The organism is candidate division WOR-3 bacterium, from assembly GCA_016867815.1.
Classification (GTDB): Bacteria; Hydrothermota; Tepidihabitantia; order Tepidihabitantales; family Tepidihabitantaceae; genus UBA2258.
Window position 1 is genome coordinate 1 of record VGIR01000160.1, and the last position, 3,995, is coordinate 3,995.

The following is a 3,995-nucleotide window of genomic DNA, read 5'->3' on the forward strand; positions in this document are numbered from 1 at the left end:
GCTTCGGGTCGATGCCGCTCAGTTCCTTCGTGTTCCAGCCGCCCCAAACAAACAACATCGCGTCCCGCTTGTCGGTCATGAGCTTCTCCAGCGGCGAGACGAAACTGAGCTGGTGGTCCTGCGCGTGCTTGTAGAACAGGTAGTTCGAGTCCGGCAGCAGCACGCGCATTGAAACGTGCGCGCCGGCCTTGAGCGCCTCGACCTGGCAGGCGAGGAGCAGCGGCTCGGCGTTGTACGGACCGATTATCTCCACCCAATCGTTCTTCTTCAGTTTGAGACTGTATTGCACCAGCAGCTTCGCCAGATTGTCAATTCTCGTGTCCGCCACAATTCACCTCCGGTGAAATCGACCAATGACAAAGGGGAAATGACAAAGTCCGAGGCCCAACTTCGTCATTGCCACTTTCCACTTTTCCACTTCATCTTCCTTGACATTGGTCATAGTCTCTTAGAGTCTGAACCTTCCATCTTCGTACACCAGCTTGCCATCGGCATACACCCGCCCCTGCTTCATATCTCTGATCATGTCCCAGTGGATTCCGGACCGATTGGTGCTGCCGGTCTCCGGATAGCCGGCACCGATTGCGGCATGTATGGTCCCGCCGATCTTCTCGTCGAACAGGATGTTCCTCGTCGGTCGCGCGATGCCGTAGTTCAGGCCGAAAGCGAACTCGCCGAGATGGCGACTCCGCTCATCGGTATCGAGGGCTGACTGGAGCATGTCTTCTCCGCGCGCGGCCGATGCTTTCACCACCCTGCCGCCGCTGAACTCGAGCTCGATGCCCTCTACCGCCTTGCCCGAGAAGAGCGTCGGCACGTCGAAGGCTATCCGGCCCTCGGCCGAATCCTCGACCGGACCGGTGAAGACCTCACCCGAGGGGAAGTTCGCCTTGCCGTCGGAGTTCACCCATTTGCGGCCTTCGACCGACAGCGTGAGGTCCGTACCCGGCCCCTCGACTCGCAGCGTCTTCACCTTGTTGAGGAAATCCACGAATCGCTGCTGCTCGGCCGAAAGCTCCTTCCATGCGGCAATCGGGTCGGACTGGTCACAGAAGCAGGCCCTGAAGACGAAGTCGGCATAGTCGGCGAGCGACATGCCGGCTGCCTGCGCGCTCGCATTCGTCGGGTACTGAGTCAGGCAGGACTTGAGCTCGCCTCGGCCCTTGCGCTCCATGAAGATGTCCATCAGCGGCTTGCGTGCCTTGCGGCCGATTGCGAGCCGTCCCGGGTCCGCGCCGGCGAGCGTGGCCAGGTTCTCGTCGCCACGGATGGCAAGCCTGGCCGCGCAGGTTTCGACGTCGAGCCGGTCGGACGCGGGCACGAACCGGAGTTGCTCATCACTACCAAGCCGGTAGAGCACCTCGTCGAGTTCCGGGTTCAGCGTCCGCAAGTAGGGCAGGGCGCCCGCACTGAGCGCAGCGGCGTAGAATTCGCGCACCAGCGGCAGCGCCGGCACCGAAGCGAGCACCAGCACCGGCTCTCCCGGCTTCAGGCTCAGGCTGTACTTCGCGATCGTCTCCGCCATTCTGAGCACACGCACGTCATTCATAGCACGCTCTCCAGCTTCGTCATTCGGACTTCGTCATTCATCATTCTACCCCTACCCCACTTTCTTGCCGCGCGTCAGTAGGAATCCGACGATGCTGGCAACGGCGATGATCGCGCTGACGGCAAAGAGGAGCCGGCGCGTGGATACGAAGTTTGTCATCTGCCCGATGACAAACGCAGACACGGCAAAGGCCAGGTGCAACAGCCAGTCGCGGGTCGAGAATATCCGGCCCCGTGCCGCTTCCGGCACCGACTCATGCAGCAGAGTGTCCATGCCGATGTAGACCGGTGACAGCGCCAGGCCGGCGATGAAGACGAGGGGCGCGACCGGCGCAAATGACCTGGAGACCGCGAGCCCTGCTCCCACCAACCCGAGCACGAGAAATGAGGTCAGCATCACAATGTGCTTCTTGAGCTTATGTCCGAGCAGCCCGTAGCCCATCGACGAGAGCACCAGGCCGACCGAGCCGATAGCACCGACGAAACCTACGCCCTGCGTCCCGAGCCCGAGCCCCGCGCCAAGTTCCTTCGCCCCCTGGATAATCGGGATGTAGAGCACGAAGACCGCCGCGCCCAGGATGACCATCATGACTACCGAGCAGTAGACGAAGAGCACCGACGGCTGTCCGCGCACCAGGTTGAAGGCCTCCCTGACCTCATGAATCATGCGCGCCTGCTGGGTGATGAAGAGCTTGACCTCTTCACCCTGACGCCGGGCGAGGATGCTCTGGTGCCACTTGCTCCCCAATCGCCTGAAGATGATGAGAAGGGCGAAGACCGAAACCATGTAGCTCAGAGCGTCGATGTAGAATCCCGCGGTCCACGCCGGCTTGATGCCGACGTGCGCCCACCACTTCCAGTCCACGATGAGACCGCCGAGGAACATCCCGAGGAAAGTCGCGACTCGTCCGACAAAGCTCATGAACGAGTTCGCTCCCAGCAGATGGTCAGAGCCCACGAGGTTCGGGATAATGGACATCCGCGAGGTGTTGAAGAAGAGCCCACAGAGAAAGACGAGGAAGGCGATGGTGTAGATCAGGTAGAGATTCGAGGTCGCGAGCGCGACCAGTGGCACCGCCAGCACCAGTATCGTCCGCAGCGAGTCGCAAACCACCATCACCTTGCGCCGGTCCCACCGGTCCACGAGGATGCCGGCGAGCGGTCCGAACAAGACGACCGGCAGCGCGACGATGACCGACAGATAGGAAATTGCTCGAGAACTCTGCCACCCGTACTTGTCCGCATAGAACGCGATCATCGCCAGCAGCGCCATGTAGTCGAGCTTGTCGCCGAAGAGCGATACTGCCTGCGACCAGGTGAAGATCTGGAACTCGGCGTTCTTCAACACCGACCAGAGCTGGCTCTTTCCCTTGGTGCGGGCGGCTTCTGCGACTGTCTCGGCGATCTCCGACTCAGCGCTCAGGGTTTCGGTCTCCATGTCGAGTGGGCCCCCGGGCTGGATAAGTGAAGAGCCCTGTTCCTCTTTGTCTATCTCAGCCTCGCTTCCGACCGTAACGCGGCACCGGGTATTCACGCGCCAGTTCTTCGTAGTAGGCCTCGACCCGCTCCGCCAGCTTGGGCCAGGAGTACTGCTGCGCCCGCTCGAGCCCGTTCGCGGCGAAATTGCGCGCCGCCTCGCGGTCCAGCAGTACCTTGACTATCGCCTGAGCCAGAGCCGGGGGATCCTCCGGCGGCACCATCAAACCTTCGCGGCCATGGGTCATTACCGACCGATACCCGTCGATGTCTGACGCCACGACCGGCTTGCCGGTCGCCATCGCCTCCAGCAGGACGATGCCGAAGCTCTCTTGCCCGGTCGCCGGCGAGCAGTATACGTCGCAGCTGGCGTAGTACAAAGGTCGCTCCTCGTTCTTCACCAGCCCGGCCCAGCGCACGTGCTGCTGGACCTCCGGAGGCAGATACGACTTATAGGAGTACCCGAGCAGGCCGGTGCCGACCACGACCAGCTCGACGTTCGGGACGTGCCGGACGATTTCGGGCATCGCTGAGAGCAGATGCTTGAGCCCCTTGCGCGGTTCGAATCGCCCGACAAAGAGGATGCGCGGACGACCATCATCGGTTCCGGGCACGCGGCCCGCGTCAGGACGAAAGAAGGTCAGGTCGATACCGTTCGGGATGATATGGTATGGCCCTGGGAAGTACTTGGCGCAGGATACCCGCGCCGTCTCCGACACGGCAATCAGACCCTGGACCGCGTTGAAGTAGGGCCTGAGCTCGGACCGGAACAGCGCATACCCCAGGCTCTGGTCATGCCCGGCGTGGAATGTGACAACGTTGAGTGCTCGCGACGCCTGGATGGCAGCCATCGGCAGAGTCGGCGCCAGCGACCCGTGGACGTGGACCACGTCGAATCGCTCCTCGTTGAAGTACTTCCGGATCTGGGATACAGGCCGCCACGCAACCGAGACCCGGGCGAACGAACGGTT

General features: G+C 62.1%; 4 protein-coding genes. All 4 read right to left on the reverse strand.

All coding sequences use genetic code 11. From position 1 onward, the window contains the following. Nucleotides 1–328, reverse strand: a 328-nt coding sequence (locus tag FJY68_13705; protein ID MBM3332880.1) for an aminopeptidase, incomplete at its 3' end; no start/stop codon positions are given. A 120-nt stretch (nucleotides 329–448) separates the two neighbouring features. Further along, nucleotides 449–1,549, reverse strand: coding sequence for an aminopeptidase (locus FJY68_13710; GenBank protein ID MBM3332881.1), 1,101 nt, complete (start codon nucleotides 1,547–1,549; stop codon nucleotides 449–451). A 51-nt stretch (nucleotides 1,550–1,600) separates the two neighbouring features. Next, nucleotides 1,601–3,082 (reverse strand): MFS transporter, encoded by a 1,482-nt coding sequence (locus FJY68_13715; protein MBM3332882.1) that lies wholly within the window; start codon nucleotides 3,080–3,082, stop codon nucleotides 1,601–1,603. Then, nucleotides 3,042–3,995 (reverse strand): glycosyltransferase family 4 protein (locus FJY68_13720; protein ID MBM3332883.1); only part of this gene is annotated, 954 nt, incomplete at its 5' end. The genes FJY68_13715 and FJY68_13720, both read right to left, overlap by 41 nt.